Origin of the sequence: Legionella bozemanae (assembly GCF_900450575.1) — a bacterium.
GTDB lineage: Bacteria > Pseudomonadota > Gammaproteobacteria > Legionellales > Legionellaceae > Legionella > Legionella bozemanae.
The window spans coordinates 3,410,804-3,434,187 of sequence record NZ_UGGY01000001.1; the positions used below are offsets into that span (position 1 = coordinate 3,410,804).

A 23,384-nucleotide genomic window follows, 5' to 3' on the forward strand; every position below is an offset into this window, starting at 1 on the left:
AAATTATTATTTTTTCAGACTTTGACTGCCGTCCTGCTCCCTACTTCCCGCGACGTGTTCGCGGGATCCAGTGTTACTGGACAAACTAGACTCCGCAAACAAGTCGTGAGGGCGAGGCGTAGGCTGGTTGCCATGGCGGCCGAGGCCTTTTTTCCATACCCTGTTATTTGCCTTATGTGTTCTTGTCCATTCATGTTCTTTGATAAAAGTCGGTGTCGTATAGGGGTTATCTTTTAAATGACGAATAAACCAAAGCGTATAAAGAGCATATCCCGGAGCGACACAATGCGCATGGGTCTGACCATTAGCAATTTGATACGTATCATAATTTTCAATACGTAAAACCTCTTTCCCATTCTCACCAAATGCATAGCCTTGGGGTTCTGAAAAACGATAATGATAGATTTCAGGTTGATCATGATAATGAGAAGGATAACTTGACCAGCGCCCTTGAAAGGTAATAATTTCTCCAACAACTAAATTAGACTCAGGTCTGTTGCGCTTATCAAATACCGTCCTCACGATACGATATGAGCTATCATCCAAAATGTCTTTTCCCCGATTATCTAACTCCACAAGATTGGGCTGATTAAATAATAAAGGAGCAAATGAAGCATGATTTTCTGTCTCAATCAACAAAATTTCACAATCAGTCAACGCATCCACAGAAGCTCTTTGGCCGGCAGGACAATGCAAGACGATAGGCTCCTGAGAAAAATAATCATAGCGCGCTACATGCTGGCTTTGCTGTCCATAGTGAAATATTACTTTTCCAGTCATTAATAAGGCAGCAAATTCATAATGTTCATTAAATAAGTAGTTTTGGCCAGCATCTAATTTAATCGAGCGAAAACTCATGCCTTGAGATAAGGGCTCTAATGTAACAATGGCATTTAATCCTCGATTAAAACCCTGGGGGTTTTTAATAAGAATCGGAGAATTATGTTGATTATGCTTTTGATGTAAGTGCAGCAAATAAGCACTTTTCCAAATTTGCGGATCATCATCAAAATGTTGAATAAAATAGTCTAACTCTTCTTTATAAGGAATAGCTGGAGCACAGCCATGGCGAGTGACTACCAGAGCCCCACTGGCATTCGCATAAGTAGTAGCAGCCTCCCAGGATTTCCCCTGCAAAAGAGCTGATAAGAGACCAGCCATAAATCCGTCGCCTGCTCCAAGCACATTCAGTACTTCAACAGGAAACGGCTTAGATTGTAAGCACTGGCTGCCGTTAGCAAAATGAACTTCACAACCTTTCTCGCCACGCTTTATCACTACAGGTGCCTGAGTCAATTCCCTTATTTTCTCTAATGCATCATAAACTTCCTCACATCCACCTGCGATACAAATTTCCTCCTCAGTACCTACGATTAAATCACAAAGAGATAAAATACGTTGATAGATTTTACTTACTTTCTGACTATGGCGGTATCGCGTTTCTCCATCACCTAATGCGGTTAATCCCCAAAGAACAGGACGATAATCCAGATCAAGAACTACTGCAGTTTCAGCCTTTCTTGCACATTGGATAACCTCTTCGGTAGTTTGTAACATCGTATCAGTAGATAATCCTGTACCTGTGATTAAAATAGCTTTCGCCTGTTCCAACACGCTCTGGCTTATTTGCTGCGGCTTAATTTGCATATCCGCACAATCAGTACGATAAAACATTAAAGGGAATTCATGAGGAGGCTTAATACCCAGCAATACCAGTCCTGTTAAATGATGTTCCGTTGTCTGTAGCAAGTCGGTATTGACTCCTTCAGCATGTAATTCATTTTTTAAAAAATGCCCCATTTCATCGTGACCAACACAAGAAAACATCATACATTTTAGACCAAGACGGGCAGCACCCACGGCAATATTTCCTGCACAGCCCCCTAGATATTTTTTAAAACTCTGAGCGTCGCTAAGCGATACACCAATTTGCTCTGCATACAGATCAACTGCTACCCGTCCCATGCAAATCAAATCTACAGATCTATTTGTATCAAAGTAAAATGATGGATAAATCATGTCATCCTCAACTTATAGAAACAGGTAATTTAGTAACCAAAGATTGTTTTGCAGCTTGGGCGATACGCAAGGCTTGCAACCCATCTCTTCCAGAAACAGGGCTGGGTTTATTATGCAGCCAAGCATCATAAAATGAATTTAACTCTGCTCTAAACGCCTGATGATAACGTTCAAGAAAAAAATATTCTGGATTGGCTTGTTCTGTGAAGGTATTTGCATAATGAATCACTGAATGTTTCAATTGATTATTGGCCAACAACATTCCTTCTTTACCGAATACCTCAATCCGTTGATCATATCCATAAACCGCCTGGCGACTATTATCAATGACACCCATCGCGCCATTAGCGAAACGCATTTGTATGATTGCAGTATCCACATCATCTAATGCTTCAAAATCTGGATTAATCAGTACTGCGCCCGTCGCATACACCTCAATAACTTCCGATTGGGTTAAAAAACGAGCCATATCAAAATCGTGAATGGTCATGTCCATAAACAGGCCTCCAGAGGTTGCGCAGTACTCCTTGGTAGGACAAACAGGGTCACGAGAGGTAATCTTAACAAGATGAACGGCACCAATTTCACCTGTTTGCACCTGTTGGTGCAGATGGGCAAAACTTGGATCAAAGCGTCGATTAAAACCGAGCTGTAATAAAGTGTTATTTGCCTGCACTGTTTCTAATACATCCAAAATTTCTTTTTCATTCAAGCCTATTGGTTTCTCACAAAATATCGCTTTACCCGCTTCGCTTGCTGCTTTAATCTGCTCTACATGCAAATTCGAAGGTGAAGCAATCAGGATTGCATCCAGACGTTGATGAAACACTACTTCTTCAAAATGAGTGTATTGACCTGTAATCGACAATTTATCGGCCCATTCCTTATTCAGATAAGGATCTGCGATGGCTAGTAATTCATATTGTGGTAAATAATATTTGATATTCTCTGCATGTAACTTACCGATTCGTCCTGCACCAATGATCCCTATACGGCATTTTCTTAGTTGATGTGCATTATCCATTTTTTAATCTCTCACTAATTCAATTTCGTTTGTTTTTATTTCTGATAATGATTTGCCAATGTCTCTGATTTTTTTACCTGACATCAAATTTTTCTCTATTTTTTCCAAAGAAGTCCCTGTTGTCTCAGGTACAAAATGATAAACAAAGAAAAAAGCCAGCAAGCATAATGAACCAAATAAAGCAAAAGTAAGTCCTTCTCCTAAATTTTGGTAAATCGCCAGAAAAGATATGGAAACTACAAAATTAGCGCCCCATTGCGCTACCGTGGCAATACTCATCGCCAAACCACGCACCGATAAAGGATAAATTTCAGAGATCAAAACCCAAAATAAAGAGCCTACGCTAATACAATAACCCATTACATAAGTTGATAAAGAACCCAATATCCAAAATTTTTGACCAGGTAATTCTGTATTAAATAAAAGGCTCACTACAAAAAGGCTTAGGGCAGCGAGCATCGCACCACTTAATAATAGGAAACGTCGACCTAATTTATCGATATAAAATAAAGTAAGTAATGTAAATAAAAAATTAACTGCCCCCATACAAAAGGTAGCCAAAATGGCATTCGAAACAGGATAAAAACCCGCTGATTCAAAAATAACGGGGCCGTAATACATTACTGCATTAATTCCAGAGAACTGCTGAAATATTCCCAAACTGATACCAACCACGAGAACAAAAATGATTGGAGCTCGAAACAATAAGTTATGATTCGGTTGGGTTTGTTGTATATTGCTCTGGATCTCATCGACTTCTTTTTGAATATCATACTCCAACGGACGAATACGTTTTAAAACGTGCAAGGTTTTATCCATTCCATATTTCTTCATGAGCCAACGCGGTGAATGGGGAACAAAATGCATCCCTATAAATAAAATCAGGGCAGGAATACTCCCCATTCCAAATAATAATCGCCAGCTGTTTACAGAGTAGTCATGGAAAAAATAACCGATTAAATATGCTATTGCCTGACCAAAGGTAATCGTCAAACCATTAATCAACACTAAAGTTCCTCTTCGGTCAGGAGGAGCAATTTCTGCAATAAATAATGGGGTAATGTAAGAAGCAATTCCAATGCAAATACCAATGATAAATCGACCAACTAATAACAGAATGAACTCATGTGTGATTGCACATAGAGCAGTCCCTACAATAAACCCCATAGCAACTGTTTTGAGTAGAAAACGCCGACTTAGTTTATCAGCAAAGAAACCACTTAAAGGAATGCCAAGAATACAACCAAGTATACTAATACTCACTACCTGGGACCATTGCCACTCAGAAAGAAACAATTGAGCCATCACCTGATCTTTAACATCGGCGATCACACTGGAATCAAAACCAAATAAAAAACCACCAAATCCAGCAATCAGGGCAACAAAAAAAACAAATGAATTAACTCCTGCATTCATAGTATTACCATCCCTAGCTCATACTTAATGGTTGGTGATGTTATCATTCTCCATGTCGAATAAATAGATGGTAATGTCTGAAAATAAACAATTTTCTGGCGAAGTATTTTTCTCGACAAACGTTGGATTTAATAGCCTGAGGGAGCTCACTTTTTAACTTGTTTAATCTGTAGATTTCAACGTCCCGCCCCCGCGAACAAATCCTGAGAGAATCACGCGAAATTTACCTCCCCTACGTACCGCGCTTATGCGCGGTACCCAGAAGATGTTTCTTGAGGCACAAAAGGTGCTGATTAGGAGGGGCTATTGCTCTGGATACTGCGCATAAAGCGCAGTACGTAGAACGTTGAGTATCGTTCATTTAAAAACATAAAGTTACTTTTATTTCTCTAGAGATATTCCCTGATGAAACACCATCCGCCATATGTTATTTTTTCTTCGCCAAATCGAAATACGTCGAGCAAATTTACTTTCTGAAAAATGATTTTGCTTCATCTCGCTGAGGTACGTTAATAAAACCACGTCTTCTACCAAAAGTTTTGCCTCAAACTCCGTACCTGTTGCTTCAGAATAATCTTCTAGTGACAACCATCGGGCTGCTTCATTTTTATCATGAATTTTGCCGTTACTTCCATATTCAATAAACTCATCATCGATTAAATTGATTAAAACAGCGACTGAATCCTTCTTGGCAAGCAACTGTTTTTCATAATGAATAATTTGATTAACAACTGATTCCATAAGTTAGTTCCTCTCAATGCACTCTTCCATTAGTCGAGTGGCAACTGCTTAAACTTTGAACACAAGTCACTCTTCTTACCTACTTGCTAGGCTTTATGCACGGCATCCAGCCACTCGAACCTATAAGATTCCGCCCATAAAGCACAGGAATGCAAGCATTTTTAGATACGTTTACTTAACCGCATAAGTACTTAGGCAAAATTTTTGTCGCAAAATATGATAATATATACAAAGATGAGTGATGCAAAGTAATTTTAGATGCAGCCTTTTTGCTCCCAATGCATCGTTTTTAGATTAAAACCATGAGCCATACCCCCAAGGTTAAGTTATGAAAAAAAAGCGGATTATAGTCGGTATCACTGGGGCTTCCGGAATTATTTATGGGATCCGTCTGTTGGAGTTATTAGCTCATACAGAGTACGAAACCCATCTTATAGTATCCAAAGCCGCCCAACAAACTCGCGCCTATGAATCCGAACTTTCTGCAACTGATCTTTATAATCTTGCCGATAAGCATTATCCAATTTATGATATCGCCGCATGCATTTCGAGTGGCTCTTATATTACTTCAGGCATGATTATTGCGCCTTGTTCCATGCGAACCTTAGCAGACATTGCTTGTGGGACAACCTCTAATTTATTAACCCGTGCAGCAGATGTTATTTTAAAAGAACGCCGACGGTTGGTATTAATGGTTCGTGAAACCCCGCTGCATCTTGGCCATATTGAAAATATGAAACGGGCAACAGAAATAGGTGCTATTATCGCTCCTCCTGTGCCTGCATTTTATAATAATCCGCAAACAATCGATGACATTGTTACCCATAGCGTTGGACGCGTTCTTGATTTATTTGATATAGAACTCAATTGCATTAACCGCTGGGATGAAAAAGAAAAGAAAACAATCCCTGAACATGAAGATTAATTGATGCAAGATATTCAACCACCTTCGTTTGAAACATACTTACTGAAAATATACAAAATCCATTGTTTAATGGAGTACAATTCAAGCCTACCTTTGCTATAGAGTAAAAAGGAGTATTAATTTTAATATCCGCAAAAGGATAGGTGTGATTTCAATATATCTCATTAAGTTCTATTCTGTGGCATTATTGTGATATAAACATTGTCAGAAGGTCAATGATCATAAATAAATAGATGAAACAAGGTGATTTTGAGTGATTTGTTAACAAGGAATGTAAATGACTACACGTATATTATTTAGAAAAATTACTCTAATTTTTTATCTCTGTACAGCGATGTTATTTCTTGGTTCTTGTACAAAAGCTGCAAACTCTAACGCACAACATGCAGGAGTTGGAGAAGAATATGGTAAAAGCGATCCTGCCTGGCGTTAGACGTATTTTTTATTGGCAAGAGATTCCCTTCTTATGAAAATTTACTTGTTTTTGTTTACTTTCTTATATTGCATCGCTACTCAAGCAACACCCACGCTCGCATTTGAGCGTTATGGTTCCATTTGGACTGCCAGGATGGATGGTAGCAAAGCTCAAAAAATTACTGAGGGTTACATTCCCGAAATTTCACCTGATGGTAACTACATTGCCTATAATGTAGTAGATAAATCAGGGAGCCGTTACCTGGCAATCATTGAGCTTAAATCAGGTAAGATAACTCCGTTAAAAAATATACCATCCGCGAACAGCTTTAATCCAGTGTGGTCTCCTGATGGTAAAACACTGCTCTTTAATACCTTTATCAATAATAATTGGTACCTGGCATTAGTCGATGCAGAGGGACGCGGTTTTCACCTCCTCAAGAATACCCTGAATGAATACAGCCCGGCATGGGCGAAAAATGGAGCATCTTTTTTTAGCCACGACCTGGATGCAATTTATTGGATGGATTTTAAAGGAAACCTAATAAAGAAATGGAATCTTAATGAGATTATCCCTCAGGGCAGCATGAGCAGCGCTTCTCGTATCCATCTCTCTCCTGATGGAAAAACACTAATTATGGATGTGGATATGAATGAAGAGATTCTGAAAAATTGGAATGAACCTCCGCCCGCCCTCTGGACGCTCCATCTTGATTCAGGAAAAACGACACGTATTACTCCCAAAGGAAGGCCAGCATGGAATCCTTTTTGGATTAACTCAGAAGAGTTTATTTTCTTAGAACAAGGAATAAACGAGAAAACTCCTGGGTTATATCGCGGCTCGCTAAAAAGTTCATCTAAGGTGCTCTTATTAAAAAATGTTCAAACACCAAGCGTTTCGAGATAAGGATCATTACCATTTTTTTCTTTAGAGCACTCTCAGCATCACCGTATTTTTAGACAGTTTATATTCCATAATTCATGGATTTTTGCTCTATTTTTAGGATGAGCATCCCCCTGCAAATACCCACAAACGAGAAAGAGTCATGCCTTTCTTTACAAAAGAGCTAAGCGACATTGGTAATACCTATCGCCTAGTATATTCCCAAAAAAATATTTACCCCTAAAATAAAGAAATAAGAGGCTATTAAAAAATACAATTATGGATCCTATAAAAAGGAAAAGTATTTTTGCTGGTTTATATGGAAATACTTTAGAGTGGTTCGATTTTCTTCTTTACGCCAACTTTACCCCCTTATTTGCCCAATTATTCTTTCCCTCAGACGAATATTTTGTTTCTCTTCTTCTCACCTTTGGTGTATTTTCCGTCGGTTTTTTTATGCGTCCGCTAGGAGGTGTATTACTGGGACATTATGCAGATCATATTGGCCGACGAAAAACCCTCATTCTCTCAATGTCTATTATGACATCGTCCACTGCATGCATCGCGTTGATACCCGATTTTAATTCTTTAGGTATTATTTCTCCTTTATTATTTATTTTTTTTAGGTTAATTCAAGGAATTGCAGTAGGAGGAGAGCTTCCTGGTTCAACAACTTTTCTTATTGAACATATGGCAGATCATCGACGTGGTTTTGCGGGAAGTTTAGTATTAAGCACTGCTTTTCTAGGCATTTTTTTGGGGTCACTTACTGCTTCTTTACTTAGTGTTTTATTAGCTGAAGATACCCTGCAGGCCTGGGGATGGCGTTTGGCGTATTTAATCGGTGCATTACTTGGATTAATAGGAGTTTATTTACGCCTTACGAGCGTTGAGCCTGCTACCTTTTTGAAAGCCAAACATACCACAGAGCTTCCTGCAAAAATTGTGTTTTTTGGTTATCCGCGCAAATTAGTGTTAGCCATCGTTTTTACGAGCATATTAGCAATGAGCAATTACCTACTCATCGCTTATATAACGAGTTTTTTAGTGAAATCAGAAGGATTTTTATTAAAAGATGCCTTATTAGCTAACTTTATTGCACTGCTCGTTTTAACACTATTAATTCCTTTGATGGGTTTATTATCAGATTATTTCGGCAGGAAGCCCATTTTTTTGTTGGGTGCACTTGGCATTTTCATTTTTATTTATCCCATATTTATTCTTTTTTCGAGTGGAATTTGGTGGCAAATCCTCTTAGGAGAAATAATCTTAGCGATAATACTTGCGCCGTTGAATGCTGCAGTACCTACCATGCTTGCAGAGATGTTTCCCACATCGATTCGCGCTAGTGGCGTATCTATTGGCTATAATATTGGCCAGGCGGTCTTTGGTGGGACAATGCCTTTAGTTTCTTTAACCTTGGTTGAATTAACCGGGAATAAATATGCTCCTGCGTTATATATTCTCTTTTGGGTGATTATAGCAATTATTGCTGCTCGCTATGCGCGAGAAACTTATCTTGATAAGTTAGCCTAAAATGACCATTGATAATATATATGCCAGTTCTCTTTTGCATGTGATAATGAGATTACTATCTACGATTCAAACAACAATATTAAAGGATATATTCTAATAATTTTTGTATCTCTGCGGGAGAAAAAAATATTCGTAAGAGCGCTCGCATCCAATTTTAATTAATAAAAAATCAATATGATTTTAATTTGGCCGTCATGCTATAATATTAAATATGCCTTTTTGAGTTTTTTACTATGCCTTCGTCCTTTGAAATTATAAAAAATGAGAACAATCTGAATAACGCCGAGGAAGCTCAAGCCGGTACTCCAATTCAACCACTGGCAGAGATGGATAGAACGAAACTAGCCCTTGAACATCATCATCATCGTATACGGTATGTTCATGGTGTGCCTTACATTAATTATCAAGATAAAGATTGCCCTGTAGTTACACGAGACGTACGTAATTTTAATCAAAGAGTATTCTCAATAGGCTCATCCTCCAGTCGAGAAATGATTATGTTAGATCCAGAGGCTGAATCCCTAAAAAAGCTCTATGCTGAATTACGCCAAAATATAAGAGCTGGCGCTACAACCTTAGAAATTTTACAAGAAATCTCTAAATTGACTCAAAAAACCTTTCCTATAAGCGAGACCACTCTTTTAAAAGAATTTGTGGAGAAGCACTTAAAAGAAGGAAACCCTATTATCCCCTTAGATGCATTCATGCAAACGGGAATTGGATTATGTCGCCACCATACCTTATTAAATGCTTATTTGATGAGTCGATTAGTTGATGACGGTATTCTTCAAGGAGAGGTAATACATCAACGCCACTCCTTCCAAAAACATGGGGCTCATACCTGGAATCTATTTCGGGACACCAAAGATGGAACACTTTATTCCTTAGATTCATTATGGAAAAACGTGACCTCACTTGCTGATAATCCAGGTGATTTAAATAGGTTATATGGTTTTGATGTTGAATCAGGAATTAAGGCAGCATTTGGCGCATTTCAATTATCGAGCAAACAAAAAGTTCATGTTTCCTCACCTGAACATAAAGCTCATGCTGCATCAAAACCTCCTGCAGCGCTGGAACCTATTCCGGCACTAAATCTTGCTCTCCTAGACATACTACGTAAAAAAGATGCACTACAAAACATCAAAAATGAGATACCAAAAAAATTCTTTAATATAAATGATAGGGCTCTGGAAGAAGATCTGGTAGAAATGATAAAGAAAGAGAAACTAATTGACGCCCATGATAAAAATAAGATACCGCAAAAATTCCTTAATATAAATGATAGAGATCGGGAAGAAGATCTAGAAGAAATGATAAAAGAGCAACGAAATGAGGCCCATGATAAACAGATACTCCATAACCAAGAGATCATACAATTTTTCAAACCAGCACATAAAATAGAGAAAATTGACCCTGATGAGAAACCAGAGAAATTTTTTAATCTAGAGAGATAATAGAGATGAGCACTTAGGATAATGAGGAGAATGATACATTATTTGTAGGCTCCACTTGCAATGTCCATCTAAGCTTAGTCCAGTATATTATATTACTCTACTTCGCAGTGCGGAAAAACAAATAGTGGCTTGCACATCAAATAGGATATTGATATATCATCATTTATTTTTTTAAATGGTCATTTTTTACAAATAAAAAACTGTACAATTTCAAACCACCCATCAAATATCTTCTATAATAGAAAGAAGCGTCCTTCGCTTTTAGAACTTCACGCTATCGAATAATGGAAAGAACATAAATGATTTCTATATCCGGATATGCATTACGTGAAAAAATGCGCCGTAACCATAATATTGATACCTATTATGCCTTGCGATTAAAAGATAGGTGTAGAGTCTTGCTAAAAACTCCTAATAAATTTCATTCGAGCTCTGAAAATTTAGCCATTTTACAACATGAATACCACTTACTGAGCATGATTGAAACGCCTACGATCATTAAAGCTTATGATTTTCTGCAAAATACCTATGCGCCTGTTTTAATCCTAGAGGATGTAAAAGGACAGTTGCTCACTTCCTATCTTTTAATGCATCAATTAGATATTGACGATTTTTTTAACTTAGCATTGCAGCTCGTTGATATTGTAGGGGAATTACATCAACGACAAATTATTCATAAAGAAATTAATCCATCCAATATTGTTATTGATCCTGAAAATATGGTTCTTAAATTAGTTGACTTAAGCGCTTCAACAAAGCTTACTGAAGAAACCTTTGATTATCTCAAGCTCAGCGAATTTGAAGAAGGTTTAGCTTATATCTCACCTGAACAAACAGGAAGGATAAACAGGCCTGTTGACTATCGTACTGATTTTTATTCGCTTGGTATTACCTTCTATGAAATGCTGGCAAATCAATTGCCATTTCAAGCAGTTGATGCGCTTGAACTCGTACATTGCCATATTGCAAAAAAACCACCAACCGTATTACAAGTTAGACCAGATACACCCAAAATGCTCGCAGCTATTATCGATAAGTTATTAGGTAAAATGCCGGAAGAACGTTATTCAAGCATTATTGGATTGAAGTCTGATCTTCAGGAATGCTTTAGACAATGGCAACTTAAAGGCTCGATTAGTGAATTTTCACTGGGAACACATGATATTCGCGATCACTTAATCATTTCTCACAATTTATATGGCCGAGAAAAACAAGTGAACCAGTTAATGAGAGTATTTAACCGAGTTCGTCAAGGCACTAAAGAAATGATCTTTGTTGCGGGCTATTCTGGTATTGGCAAAACCTCTTTAGTTAAAGAGGTGCACAAACCCATTATTCAGCATAAAGGCTATTATATCCAAGGTAAATTTGACCAATTACAGCGAAGCATTCCCTATAGTGCCATTGTTGCTGCCTTTAAAAATCTAGTCAAACAAGTACTTTCCGAAAGCGAAGAGCGGTTAGAAAAAATAAAAAAACTTCTTATTTACTCATTAGGCAATGTAGGGCAGGTTGTTATCGATGTCATTCCAGATGTTGAGTTAATTATAGGAAAACAAGCCCCAGTACGTTCCTTGAATCCTGCGGAATCCCAAATTCGTTTTAATCTCGTATTTCAAAATTTTGTTCGCGTATTTGCTCAACCTGAGCATCCACTTGTTCTGTTTTTGGATGATTTGCAGTGGGCGGATAATTCTTCGCTTAATTTCATAGAAAATTTATTACAAGATCGGGAAACAAATTATTTACTCATTATTGGAGCTTATCGAGATAATGAAATTAATGAGAATCATCCATTGCAATTAAGCATAAATAATTTAAATAAAAATAAAGTGAATCTAAGTACTCTCACTCTAAAACCCTTGCGATTAAATAATATCCAAGAACTAATACACGACACATTATCTGGTTCACAAAGAAAAATCCAAGGGCTTGCTCAATGTATTTATGATAAAACACATGGCAACCCATTTTTTATTAATGCATTTCTTCGCAACATTTATGAGCAAAAAATACTTAATTTTTCTTATGAACGAGGCGCATGGGAATGGGATTTAGCCAAAATCCAACAACAAAGTGCTACCGATAATGTAATTGATTTGTTAACCACCAAAATTCATTTACTTCCCAATACTACCCAGGAAATTTTAAAACTTGGTTCATGCTTTGGTCATCAATTTGATTTTAATACCTTAAAAGTGATTAGTAGTGAATCGACGAGTCACATTGCAGAACAACTTTGTCAGGCAATTAAAGCAAATCTTATTTATCCGCTTGAAGAAAGTTATAAAACATTAGGACTAATGGGGCTTGATGAACATATTGCCACCCTCGATACAAACTCCCTACATTATAATTTTTCTCATGATCGCATTCAGCAAGCGGCTTATGAACTTATTAATGTAGAAGACAGACCAAGCATTCATTTAAAAATTGGCCGCTTATTATTAAAAAACAAACCCTTAATAGAAAATGATGAGCGATTATTTGATGTACTCGAACACTTTAATCAAAGTATTGCTTTAATTCATACCTCCAAAGAAAGACTAAAACTGGCTCAATACAATTTGTGGGCAGGTCAAAAAGCAAAACTCGCATCTGCTTATTATGCGGCTAATGAATATTTATCAGCGGGCATTGAATTATTAAAACCTAATAATTGGGAAAAAAATTATAATTTAACATTCCAGCTTCATAAGGAATTAGCGGTTTGCAGATATTTAATTAGTGATTTTAAAGCTGCAGATAAATATTTTTCTGCACTATTAAAACACGCAAAAAATGCACTCGAGGAAATTGAAATTTATCGTTTAAAAATTGAGATGTTATCTACCTTGGGGAAACATACCGAAGCCTTGGAAATGGGATTGAATACATTGCGAAATTTTGGCATTAAACTGCCTAAAAAACCTAATTTAATGCATGTCTTAATTGCCATTTATAAAGTAAAACTCCAATTAAAAAATACTAAAGTAGAATCTATAAATTTACCTTTAATGAACGATTCAAAACAAATCGCACTTGTGGATTTAATTACGCAATTATTCAATAGTGCATTTATCACGAATCAACAATTGTTTGTTATTCTCACCTGCAAAAATATTAGTTTAAGTTTAAAGTATGGTTATACTGAAAGCACCTCAATGTCTATTCCCGTTTATGCATTTATAATAATGCACTCATTAAATCTTTATCAGGAAGCACTCTCCTTTGTAACACTTTATAACAATCTAAAGCAAAAATACGGAGCATCAAATTTCGAAGGAAAAAATCAATTTGTATTAGGTTCTTTTATCGAACCATATCAAATGTCGATGCATCTATGTAATACCACAATAACTAAAGCATTTAGACTGTGTTGTGAAGTCGGAGATTTAGTATACAGTAATTACAGTAACTTACTTTTGGTTCTTCATTCGCTTTCAGCAGGAAAAAAACTTGATGAGGTAAAAAAGAACGTACAATCTACCTTGTCCTTTATGTCACGCGTTAAAATTTCTGATTTTATTGAAGTGGCAAAATTCTGGGACTATTTATGCCAATGTTTGGAAAAACCGGGTTCCACAAAGATTAAACAAATATCTTTATTTGAAGAAAATATTATTAAAGGAAAAAATAAAACCGAATTAAGCTTCTTCTATAGCTCATTGACATTATTACATTTTCTACTAGGAAATTTTTCGGAGGCAATCAAAGCGGGAAAGAATCATGAACTTCACTCTGAATACGATAAGGGTTTAATAAGCCATTTAGATGGTAAATTTTTCTTTGCTTTAGCTCTATTTTGTCAATTGCCTTATTTACCAAAATCTATGTACCGGCTTTCTTTAAAAAAACTGAAACAACTGGATCTTTTTATTAAAAAATATACCAACTGGTGTCCTGAAAACTTTAGAGCCTACTCCATGCTTCTTGCGGCTGAATTCTCACGTTTAAACGGACAGCATGAGAAAGCTCTTGCACTTTATGAACAAACGATAGAAACAGCATTGGCAGGAGGGCTCATTTTAATTGCTGCCATAGCAAATGAACGAGCTGCATATTATTGTCTTAATCTTAACCTAAACCAAATTGCAAAAATTTATTTGTATAATGCACATTGTTATTTTAAAGATTGGGGGGCAAATACAAAAGTGAGGCTGTTGGAGCCAATAAATCACACAGCAGCAGACTTTTCCCCTTCTCAGCATATGCTCCCAACAACTCAAGCTAAAGCAAAAAATCAGACCATTGATATGTTGACCATTTTAAAATTTACTCAGCTTATCTCCAGTGAAATTCGTTTAGATAAATTACTGCAGAAACTTTTAGTTATTGTATTAGAACATGCAGGAGCACAGCGAAGTATTATTTTAACTAAAAATAGTGAAAAATGGGTTGTCGAAGCAGAAGGTGATTTAGAACAACAAAGTATTTATCTTATTGGCTCCGAAAATATAGAAAGAGAAATAAAATATCCGATTTCTATTTTAAATTATGTTCAGCGCACTCAAAAACCTATTATTTTAAATGATGCCATCCAGTCAGAATTAACTTTTCAAGACGAATATGTTCAGGGAGAAAATCCACGCTCGCTTTTAATGATGCCACTGTTTTATAAAGGAAATTTATGTCGAATGTTGTATTTAGAGAACAATAGTACAAGCCATACATTTACAACAAGCCATTTAGACAGCCTTCAATTACTTGCCTCCCAAGCAATGATTTCGCTTGAAAATGCCAAACTCTATTATCAAGCAACTCACGATCCTTTAACCGGATTAGCCAATCGAAATATGCTGTATGAATTTTTTCAACAAATGACCAAACAAATAACGCATTTCCATGAGAAAGTCGCATTATTATTCCTAGATATCGATTATTTTAAAGTAATAAATGATACTTTAGGGCATGATAATGGAGATAAGCTCTTGATTCATATTGCAAAAACAATTAACTCATGTTTGCGTGAAGGTGATTTTGCCGCACGTCTAGGTGGAGATGAATTTACAATCATATTATCCAATATTAATTCTAAAGAACAAGTCACAATGATTGTAAAAAAATTATTAAATGAAATTTCGAAACCGGTTCCAATTGATGCGCATTTAATTCAAATTGCATCCAGTATGGGAATCAGTATCTTCCCTAATGATGGCCAAGATATTGAAACACTTCTTAAGTTAGCTGATACGGCCCTTTATCAAGCAAAAGAAAAGGGCAGGAATCAATTTCATTATTATTCAACAGAGTTGTATGAAGAATATCAGCAGACCCATGGTTTGAGTAAAGAGTTACAACAAGCTTATGACAGACAAGAATTCTTCTTAATGTATCAACCATTTTACACCACTGATGGACGCATCATAGGGCTTGAATCCTTATTGCGGTGGAATCACCCTGAAAAAGGAATTATAGAAGCATCAAAATTCATTCGTAGCTTAGAAAAAAGCTCATTAATGATTCCCGTTAGCGAGTGGATTATTAAAAGTACCTGCCATCAAGCAAAAATATGGCAGGATCAAAAAATACTTCCAGGCCCTATTGCAATCAATATCTCAACAATACAATTTATTCGCCACTCACTGAGCAAAATTGTTGCTGAAGCTTTAGCTGAAAATCGGTTGAAGGGATCATGCATTGAATTGGAAATTACGGAATCCGTTTTCATTGAATACAATGATGCGCTGTATAAAGAAATTGACGCATTAAAAGGAATGGGTGTTCATTTAGTGATTGATGATTTTGGAACGGGTTACTCAAGTTTATCGTACTTAAAAAACTTGCCTATTAAGAAAATAAAAATAGATAAAGCCTTTATTAATAATTCGCATAAGGATTATTTAGATCAAACGATTATTAAAGCAATTGCCACGATTGCTCATAAATTAAATATTAATGTTGTGGCCGAAGGCGTTGAAAATAAATTACAGCTTCAATTCTTACGCAAACAAGGTATTGATTGCATCCAAGGATATTACTACTCGCACCCCTTAACGGTTGAAGCGTGTGAAACTCTTTTAAGAAACATGCCATTAAAAAAGCATAAGTAGAATATCTTTTTTTACACGAAACCCAAAACTTTTTTCTCAAATTGAATTCTTTTTCTGCTAATGATAAATTCTTTCTCTTAATTTATTAGAGATAAAATATAATGACAAGGACGCTTTTTACTCTATCACTCATTCTATTCAGTTCCATTGCTTCCGCCCAAGATAAAGTGGTTCAACATTTTTTTAAAGATGTGGATCCATCGGAAATTTCTTCTACGATAAAAAATAACATACAGGCAAGTCATTTTCGCCTTGTTGAGATTGACCTGAATCAACTCTATGCTGAGCTTGAGAATGCTCCCCATCGAGATGAATTGCAATCAGGAGAGTCAATACAAATCGAGCTTCCTCTGCCAGATAAAACGACGAACCTGTATCAGGTTACGGAAAATAGTACGCTGCACCCGGAACTCAGCGCAAAATTCCCTGAAATTAAAACCTATGATGCGTATGGAGTTACTGAACCAGGCGAACTTGTCAAACTGGACCTCACCCCACAAGGTTTCCATGCAATGATTTTCAGACCAGGACAAAGTCCCGTTTTTATTGATCCTTTAAAAAAAGGAGATACCCAATATTATATTGTTTACTATAAAAAAGATTTCATTACCTCAAAACGCTTAAAATGCGGGGTACACAGTCAAAGTCCATTAGCAACTATTCCTGTTAGTTCAAAGCATTTTGCTAATTTTAATCCGTGCCGACTCAAAAAATACCGCTTGGCTATGGCGGCAACAGCTCAATACACACAATACTTTGGAGGAACAGTCGCCGCAGCATTAGCTGCTGAAGCAACCACAATCAACAGAGTGAATGGTATTTATGAAATCGACATGGCCATAACCATGCAGATTATTGCTAATAACAATCTCATTATCTATACCAATCCGAATAATCAACCCTATACACATGGCAATCCTGAAAGGATGATCGATCAAAATCAAAGGAATATTAACCAAGTAATTGGTCCACTTAATTATGATATTGGCCATGTTGTTGATTCGGCTGGAAGCGGTCTTGCTGAATTGGCCAGTGTTTGTGACAATAATGGCAAAGCCCGTGGAGTTACAGGTCGGAAGAATCCTATAGGAGATCCTTTTGATATTGATTATGTCGCCCACGAAATGGGCCATCAATTTGGAGCGAATCACGTACAAAACAACAACTGCAACAGAAATGGGCCAACAGCGGTAGAACCTGGAAGCGGTAGTACGATTATGGGTTATGCAGGGATTTGTGCCCCCAATGTGCAAAATAATTCAGATGCTTATTTTAATGGTATTAGCCTACAGGAAATGGGAAATTTTGTCTCCAGCCCTTCGCATACCTGCCCCGTAACAACACCGATTGCCAGTGCTCCTGTAATTAGTCGCGTCAACGGAGGATTTATTCCAGCACAAACTCCTTTTGCTTTGTTTGCATCAGCAACTAAAAGCGGAGCTGGAGTATTAACCTATACATGGGAACAGATGGATAACGAAATCTCTCCCCAGCCGCCAGTAAGCACCGCAACTGGTGGTCCGAATTTTAGAAGTTTTCCACCTCAAACTGTAGGTACGCGCTTCTTCCCTAATCTCAATGCGCTGAGCAATGGAGGTCCTTTTACCTGGGAAGTGTTATCGTCCGTTTCTCGCATTATGAAACTCAGAGTTTCCGTGCGGAGAAATATCCCTGGAGGTTCTTGTAATGCATATACTGACACTGCGGTAACCACTGTAAGTAGTGCAGGCCCCTTTATAGTGACATCCCCCACGAATTCAGGCATCATTTGGACGGGCCTGTCACCACAAACAGTCACTTGGGATGTTGCCAATACCAATATTTATCCAATTAATGCCTTTTTTGTGAGCGTCTTTTTATCAATTGATGGAGGAAAAACATTTCCCTATCCTCTCTTGTTAAATACGCCAAATAATGGATACGGGCAAATTTGTGTTCCTAATCTCAACACAACTACAGCTCGAATTATGGTACAAGCAAATAATGGAAGCTTTTTTAATGTTTCAAAAAATAATTTCTCGATCATTGCGGTCCCGCCTAGAGCTCCTGTATTGACGACTGCCGAGCGTAATCAAATGAATACCAATGAAGCATTTGTCTTCTATGCGGGTTGTGCCCCCCTATCCGGTGAAGTCTATACAGTGAATGGCTTGCCTGGGGCAACTGTAACATTGGACAACAAGAACAGCCGCTTCGTCATAGGAAACATTTTAACACCGAAAAGAGTACAGAATGTCACAATTACTGCAACTGGCGGAAATAAAGTCAGTGTCACTTCAAACCCAATTACTATTCTCAGTATTTTATAGACAAGGCTTAATTATGTATAAACATTACATAGCAACAATTATCGCATATATGCTGTCATTTAATGCCTATACTGGTGTTTACTCGGGTATTAATTTAGGTATTAATACAGTCGAAAACAAACATTGAAGCCATTAAAACAAGACTTCATAATGGAGTTGAATTAAGAAACTTGAGGCACATTAACTCGAGTGTCAGAATAGGTACTTGCACTTCAGCAAGACATTCAATATAGTGAAATATCAAGTTGGTATGTAGTTCCACATTTAGACTATGGATTTAGCTTTATAAGGAATTTTACATGACAAGACTAGAAGAACTGCTTTATTCTTTGACTGCTGTAGTAGTTCGCTATCACGACAGTCAGCCAAAAGTGAAAAAATTAGTTGTTGCAACGGATGAGAATCTTCTCAGAGAAAAATCACTATCTTGCGCTAAAGAAATAATTCAGAATCAAGATATTCATTTTAAAATACGTTTGAATGATCTTATCAAACAGTGCTCAGATAGCGGCCGTAGGCCTTTCTTATATTATATTTTGCATGAAATAACCTCTCTGAAAGCTCTATTCGACCAAAAAACTTCTTTTGAAGCCGCAAAATTAGAAGAGTGCAAAAATCAAATTACTCAATTATTAATCGATTTTAAGCTTCTTTTAGATACCCCTAAACACAAAACTTATAGAATTACTTACAGTAAAACCGAAGACACCAAAAAGACAGCCCTTGATTTATCAGGTTTAAAAAATGATGGCTATATTGGAGGTGAGCTTTGTAATTCCGGGGAAATTTTAAACGATGAAGTATTAAGACGATTTAATATATGCACCTACACGTCCAATGAGCGGATTAGAGATATTGCCGAACAAATTTGCATGGAATATCAACATACGCTTTTAGTACCTGAACTAATGGAAAAAAACGAAGTTCAAAAAAGGATAAATTTAGAACAAAAGCAGGAACTAAATTCATTAACAAGCCAACAGGAAGAAAATCAAAAAAAATTGGAAACTACTTCTTCAAAACACTACGCTGCTCTTTACGTTTTTTACATTCTCTTTAAAAGACTGCAAGCGACAGAACAAAAGCAAAAAAAAATAATTGAGCAACAAGAAGAGACCATTGGCGAACTGAGACAAAAAATCAGTGAGTTAAACCATGCTGCGGATGCAAAACCAACGAGTTATAGGTTTTATCCCTCTTATTGAGAGTCTCTATCAGGATAAGGAAAATAGATAGCGATTCATCTCGAATCGCTGTACTAATTTGGCAGCGCACTCATATAAAGACTCATACTAATTACGGTCCGTTTCTGGAAGGTGAGCATTATTCTTCTTAGTCCTTAACTGAATCAATATATAGCTGCCAACAACTGCAATAATTAATAAACTAATGGAGAGCAGCGGTCGTGTCGCAAACCAGGCAATTGCAGTGGCAATGAGCCACACACACAACCCCAAGAGAAATGCTATAAATCCAGTACCAAATCCTACAATAGATCCTAAAAAAGGTACTACATCAGCTAAAATAACCAGTGGTTTCATGATTAGGGAGAATCCACCAATCAACATTAATAAAGAAAATAAACGCCAAACCCATGCGAGCAGTGAATTTTCGGATTGAGCCTGTGCAATCATTTCATCAGATGAATGCTGCCCTGTTGATAAGAGCATAATCCTTTGTCCTGCAGGGGCAAAATAGGGCTGAAAGGTCTCTCCTGTTTGTTGTCCAATAATACTCACTGTTTGTGGTTTAACAACTGTTAGATTAATACGCAGATCACCCACCTGGGGATTTTGAGCATCTTGCCCCAGGTATAGTTCATTATTAATTAGAGTAACTGGCTTATTCAATTTGCTCTTTAGAATTTCTTTATTAACCTGGGCTAAACTGACTGGTTCACTAATATTAATTTGTTTAATTAAAGCATCGGGCAGCAAAAAATCACCGACGGTTACTGTTCTCGCATACTCTGTTTGTGACTGAACAGGCATGGTTGGATTTTGATGTCCTACGGGATTTTTAAAAGTAGAGCTGTCGATTGCACTTTCTGACCAGACTTTATCATAGGTGTAGGTGGTTATATGTTTTTCCGAGCCGCCTAATTGTGATTCAGTTCTCGTTTCAGTTTTTTGTTTCCATTGATACATTTCAACCTTGCGATGGAGATTGATGGCATTTACTGTTACTCCTAGCAAGGAGTCGCTTAAATTATCTTTGGTAGTTGCTAAGCCACTTATATAAACAACTTTAAGATTATTTTGCTTATTTATAGGAGCATTCGGTACAGAAATTAGAACATTCTTGGTTTGCTCCAAAGATTGTGCCATATGCAAACTGTGTCCTTCGTTCCAAAACACGAGGACAATAGCACCAATAATTAAGGCAATTCCAATAAAAATACCAAGAAAAGCATCTTTTAATCGAGAAAACCATGAGGTTGTTGTTATTTCTTCTTCTGCCATGACATTACGCTCCATCGATTACTTATTATTATAGTGCACAAAGATCATCTGAAAAGGAAAAAATTAAAATTGAAATTAACCCCAAAAGCACCAATTAGTTTATTTAAACTACATCCACATAAATACACAAAAAATACTCAAGGATATTTTTTTAGACTTCTAATACCTAATGTGGATAAATCAGACCTCAATCCTTGCGGAAGCATTCAATCTCAATAACTTAACTCACAATAAAATCTTCTCCGATTCCAGGTATAATTTTCCATTGACAGGCTGCGCCGTGATAAGCAAGTGTATGAATATCCGGTTGTGCCGGACCATTGGCGGTGACCACAAAGACACAAGTTTTGGATTCAAAGCGTGCACCTTCAGTCGACTGAACAACAGTTACTGTATAGGCAATATCAAAAGTGGCATCCTCCTTAAAACCAAACCCATAGGTGAGAGGGTTAGCCGTCGAAATTCGTACTCGATTTATCGGCTGGCATGATTGATCAACCAGGAGTCCGTCCTCATTAATCATGCGCAAATTGACTTCCCATTCGCCATTCAGACTACTCACGTTATGCCAAGTGTGAACTGGGCAATAGGAAAACAAATGATTGGCAAATGCGTAGGGACTCAGGCCGAGAAAAACTACTATCTTGCAAATACGTTTCATTTTTAAATGATCCTTCCATTAATCAATTCGTACTGTTATTACATAAATGAGAATCATTTGCAAATGTACTACAGATTTTTTTCTTGAGTCGTTAACTCAGTTTTATCATAGATTTCAGCAAGGTGGTTTAACAGCTGAAAGAGATGAATCGTTCATATCTTCCTCAACTATCTCTTTCATTTCTTGAAGAGCATCTATTATTGAGGAAGGAAAATGTGCTGGATCGGAGATTTCTATACACTTTAATATTCGCACATGGATAGCACCCAAATCAGTTTTTTCTGCATTTTTCAAACTATCTTTTAACGCTTCTAACATACTGGCTTGTTGGAGAGGTAAACTGGATGTATCCTCTTCAGCTTCAGTAATTATATCGATTAGCTGCCCCATTTTTGCTCTGAACTCTTCTTTTTCAACTAAAATGCTTAAATCAGTGAGGAATTGTGAAAACTCAAGCTCTGAATTACTTATGCTAGACGAAATAAACTCAAAAAGTTTCTGCAGATCATTAGACTTATATTGTCCTTGCTCGATAGCTAACTCTTCTTGTTGAGCTATGATAATTAATTGCGCTTTCAAACCCTCTAAATAACGAAATTCTTTAGGGTTTAAATTCAATTTAAGTTGCAGTTCACTTATCAATTTCACCATAGTGTAGGTTTTTGAAAATTGCGTATTAAAAGTATGGACAATATTGCTAATTTCCTTATCTCCTATATCAAGTCGATACACCAGATCTGGAAAGCCTTTGGTTTGCAAAGGATATTTTCTATTTTTAACGGGGTCAGTGGAATTAAATCCAAAAAGAAACTCTCTAGCTGGATAAATTTCATTAGCCCAAGGATCACAGATAAAAGCGGAGCCCCAGCTTGAAGGATCTCGTGGATTTGAGGTTATAGGTCGTCCAACTACCACAAATGCATGATCCCCATCTACCATCTTATAGATTTCAATAGGCCGAATGCCCTTTTCTTTCAAATATTCAAAAGCCATTGCAGCCTGTAATAAGCAATTGCCTGCTTCATATTGCGCGCCAGACTTCGCAGCTGCTTCAATAAAGCCCTTCATGTAAGGGTAGGCCTCAATTAAGGATTGACGAATTTTTATTTGCGCACTATCGAGGTCTTTAATTTCTTTTTTATTTAAATCGTCGATTAAGATTTGCGCCAAATTAAGGCCTTGATCTTGCCGATATAATTGTTTTTTGTTTTCACTTAATTGAGCTTCTTCTGCAGGTTTATTATTTGCACCATAGGAAAGATTTCGTTTGACATGAGAAATCGCTTGTTTGGCAATTTCCAGATTCGCAGGTTGAGAAAACAACAATTGATTATGCTTGTAACGCATGTTTACCTCAGATAAAAGCTCATTCTTTTCATTAAAAACTTATTTAATAAATTCTTCTATTAAAAAATTATAGACTACCCTATACATCTTTGAAGGCATAATATGCCTCCGAAAATATTTTAAAATTTATTAATCCGAAGCCTGAAGTACTAAATGAA

Annotated in this window: 15 protein-coding genes; 8 read left to right on the forward strand and 7 right to left on the reverse strand. The window is 36.8% G+C overall.

The window, feature by feature from the left end; all coding sequences use genetic code 11:
• Window positions 1-6 precede the first annotated feature (6 nt).
• The 4 genes from iolC to DY223_RS15200 form a co-directional block, all read right to left on the reverse strand.
• On the reverse strand, window positions 7-2,019 hold the full coding sequence (gene iolC / locus DY223_RS15185; RefSeq protein WP_235810464.1) for a 5-dehydro-2-deoxygluconokinase: 2,013 nt from the start codon (window positions 2,017-2,019) through the stop codon (window positions 7-9).
• A gap of 7 nt (window positions 2,020-2,026) precedes the next feature.
• A complete protein-coding gene (gene iolG / locus DY223_RS15190) occupies window positions 2,027-3,043 on the reverse strand; it encodes an inositol 2-dehydrogenase (RefSeq protein WP_058458243.1) in 1,017 nt (338 codons plus the stop codon).
• Between the two features lie 3 nt (window positions 3,044-3,046).
• Window positions 3,047-4,459, reverse strand: coding sequence for a sugar porter family MFS transporter (locus tag DY223_RS15195; RefSeq protein WP_058458244.1), 1,413 nt, complete (start codon window positions 4,457-4,459; stop codon window positions 3,047-3,049).
• A 381-nt stretch (window positions 4,460-4,840) separates the two neighbouring features.
• A complete protein-coding gene (locus DY223_RS15200) occupies window positions 4,841-5,200 on the reverse strand; it encodes a DUF4440 domain-containing protein (RefSeq protein ID WP_058458245.1) in 360 nt (119 codons plus the stop codon).
• Between the two features lie 328 nt (window positions 5,201-5,528).
• Between DY223_RS15200 and DY223_RS15205 the strand changes: the two genes are divergently transcribed.
• From DY223_RS15205 to DY223_RS15240, 8 genes are all read left to right on the forward strand, one after another.
• Window positions 5,529-6,125 (forward strand): UbiX family flavin prenyltransferase, encoded by a 597-nt coding sequence (locus DY223_RS15205; RefSeq protein WP_058458246.1) that lies wholly within the window; start codon window positions 5,529-5,531, stop codon window positions 6,123-6,125.
• A gap of 277 nt (window positions 6,126-6,402) precedes the next feature.
• Window positions 6,403-6,558, forward strand: a complete 156-nt coding sequence (locus tag DY223_RS19135) for a hypothetical protein (protein WP_154669243.1) — start codon at window positions 6,403-6,405, stop codon at window positions 6,556-6,558.
• Between the two features lie 33 nt (window positions 6,559-6,591).
• The gene (locus tag DY223_RS15210; protein WP_058458247.1) at window positions 6,592-7,446 is read left to right on the forward strand and encodes a TolB-like translocation protein; all 855 of its coding nucleotides are present in this window, start codon (window positions 6,592-6,594) and stop codon (window positions 7,444-7,446) included.
• A 255-nt stretch (window positions 7,447-7,701) separates the two neighbouring features.
• Window positions 7,702-8,958: an MFS transporter gene (locus DY223_RS15215; RefSeq protein WP_058458248.1), complete on the forward strand. Its 1,257-nt coding sequence runs from the start codon at window positions 7,702-7,704 to the stop codon at window positions 8,956-8,958.
• 233 nt (window positions 8,959-9,191) lie between these two features.
• Window positions 9,192-10,415, forward strand: a complete 1,224-nt coding sequence (locus tag DY223_RS15220) for a hypothetical protein (RefSeq protein ID WP_058458249.1) — start codon at window positions 9,192-9,194, stop codon at window positions 10,413-10,415.
• Between the two features lie 299 nt (window positions 10,416-10,714).
• A complete protein-coding gene (locus tag DY223_RS15225; RefSeq protein WP_058458250.1) occupies window positions 10,715-16,447 on the forward strand; it encodes an EAL domain-containing protein in 5,733 nt (1,910 codons plus the stop codon).
• Between the two features lie 101 nt (window positions 16,448-16,548).
• Window positions 16,549-18,756 carry a reprolysin-like metallopeptidase gene (locus DY223_RS15230; RefSeq protein ID WP_058458251.1) on the forward strand — a complete coding sequence of 736 codons (2,208 nt, stop codon included), beginning with the start codon at window positions 16,549-16,551 and terminating at the stop codon, window positions 18,754-18,756.
• A gap of 299 nt (window positions 18,757-19,055) precedes the next feature.
• Window positions 19,056-19,961: a hypothetical protein gene (locus DY223_RS15240; protein WP_058458252.1), complete on the forward strand. Its 906-nt coding sequence runs from the start codon at window positions 19,056-19,058 to the stop codon at window positions 19,959-19,961.
• Between the two features lie 87 nt (window positions 19,962-20,048).
• Here DY223_RS15240 and DY223_RS15245 read toward each other — a convergent pair whose 3' ends face one another.
• The 3 genes from DY223_RS15245 to DY223_RS15255 form a co-directional block, all read right to left on the reverse strand.
• Window positions 20,049-21,218 (reverse strand): TMEM43 family protein, encoded by a 1,170-nt coding sequence (locus DY223_RS15245; RefSeq protein ID WP_058458253.1) that lies wholly within the window; start codon window positions 21,216-21,218, stop codon window positions 20,049-20,051.
• Between the two features lie 220 nt (window positions 21,219-21,438).
• The gene (locus tag DY223_RS15250) at window positions 21,439-21,879 is read right to left on the reverse strand and encodes a hypothetical protein (RefSeq protein WP_058458254.1); all 441 of its coding nucleotides are present in this window, start codon (window positions 21,877-21,879) and stop codon (window positions 21,439-21,441) included.
• Window positions 21,880-21,993: 114 nt separating this feature from the next.
• The gene (locus DY223_RS15255) at window positions 21,994-23,226 is read right to left on the reverse strand and encodes a hypothetical protein (RefSeq protein WP_058458255.1); all 1,233 of its coding nucleotides are present in this window, start codon (window positions 23,224-23,226) and stop codon (window positions 21,994-21,996) included.
• Window positions 23,227-23,384: the final 158 nt, after the last annotated feature.

Bases quoted from the DNA above. Each gene is read 5' to 3' on its own strand.
- DY223_RS15205 (WP_058458246.1), top strand. From the start codon at position 5,529: ATGAAAAAAAAGCGGATTATAGTCGGTATCACTGGGGCTTCCGGAATT.
- DY223_RS15225 (WP_058458250.1), top strand. From the start codon at position 10,715: ATGATTTCTATATCCGGATATGCATTACGTGAAAAAATGCGCCGTAAC.
- DY223_RS15215 (WP_058458248.1), top strand. From the start codon at position 7,702: ATGGATCCTATAAAAAGGAAAAGTATTTTTGCTGGTTTATATGGAAAT.
- DY223_RS15250 (WP_058458254.1), bottom strand. From the start codon at position 21,879: ATGAAACGTATTTGCAAGATAGTAGTTTTTCTCGGCCTGAGTCCCTAC.
- DY223_RS15195 (WP_058458244.1), bottom strand. From the start codon at position 4,459: ATGAATGCAGGAGTTAATTCATTTGTTTTTTTTGTTGCCCTGATTGCT.
- DY223_RS15230 (WP_058458251.1), top strand. From the start codon at position 16,549: ATGACAAGGACGCTTTTTACTCTATCACTCATTCTATTCAGTTCCATT.
- iolC (WP_235810464.1), bottom strand. From the start codon at position 2,019: ATGATTTATCCATCATTTTACTTTGATACAAATAGATCTGTAGATTTG.
- DY223_RS19135 (WP_154669243.1), top strand. From the start codon at position 6,403: ATGACTACACGTATATTATTTAGAAAAATTACTCTAATTTTTTATCTC.
- DY223_RS15210 (WP_058458247.1), top strand. From the start codon at position 6,592: ATGAAAATTTACTTGTTTTTGTTTACTTTCTTATATTGCATCGCTACT.
- iolG (WP_058458243.1), bottom strand. From the start codon at position 3,043: ATGGATAATGCACATCAACTAAGAAAATGCCGTATAGGGATCATTGGT.
- DY223_RS15200 (WP_058458245.1), bottom strand. From the start codon at position 5,200: ATGGAATCAGTTGTTAATCAAATTATTCATTATGAAAAACAGTTGCTT.
- DY223_RS15245 (WP_058458253.1), bottom strand. From the start codon at position 21,218: ATGGCAGAAGAAGAAATAACAACAACCTCATGGTTTTCTCGATTAAAA.
- DY223_RS15255 (WP_058458255.1), bottom strand. From the start codon at position 23,226: ATGCGTTACAAGCATAATCAATTGTTGTTTTCTCAACCTGCGAATCTG.
- DY223_RS15220 (WP_058458249.1), top strand. From the start codon at position 9,192: ATGCCTTCGTCCTTTGAAATTATAAAAAATGAGAACAATCTGAATAAC.
- DY223_RS15240 (WP_058458252.1), top strand. From the start codon at position 19,056: ATGACAAGACTAGAAGAACTGCTTTATTCTTTGACTGCTGTAGTAGTT.